This window comes from Rhizobium ecuadorense (assembly GCF_001187535.1).
GTDB classification, from domain to species: domain Bacteria; phylum Pseudomonadota; class Alphaproteobacteria; order Rhizobiales; family Rhizobiaceae; genus Rhizobium; species Rhizobium ecuadorense.
This window is the reverse complement of the sequence record NZ_LFIO01000503.1, coordinates 1-426: the sequence shown is the minus strand read 5'-3', so window position 1 is coordinate 426 and position 426 is coordinate 1. Positions and strand designations below refer to the sequence as shown.

General features: G+C 52.8%; 1 protein-coding gene. It reads right to left on the bottom strand.

The window, feature by feature from the left end; all coding sequences use genetic code 11:
- Positions 1 to 85: 85 nt before the first annotated feature.
- The coding region (locus tag AF337_RS11585; RefSeq protein WP_049732277.1) for a hypothetical protein at positions 86 to 426 on the bottom strand (341 nt) is incomplete at its 5' end.

Here is a 426-nt window from a genome sequence, read left to right as displayed (position 1 = left end):
GCCCTCCCAGATTGAGCCGCGGCAGTGAGCGGAGAGATCCCCAACCTCACCCGACCGTCGAGATTGCATAGACTTTCATGTCATCTCAAACTTCATAGAACTTATCGCCATCGATATAGATAAAGTGGCAATTTGGCTTTTCGCCTTTACCGTTGGAACAAGCTTTATCGCCCCTGAACGTGAGTTTCGTTTTCACGTCGATCATTTTGCCGCCGACATCCGCCTTACCGGTAATGGTGCCCTTCTTCCAACTCCATACGAGATCAGCGGTGACGGGCTTTTCCAGATCGAGAATTTCCACCTTTACATGCTTGCCATCAGCAAACGCTTTGAACTCTTCCATCGTGACCTTCTTGGCCCCTGCCGGGAGATCGGCGGCATAGGTGTTCACTGCCGACAGCAAGAGTGCCGCCGCACCAACGCTCG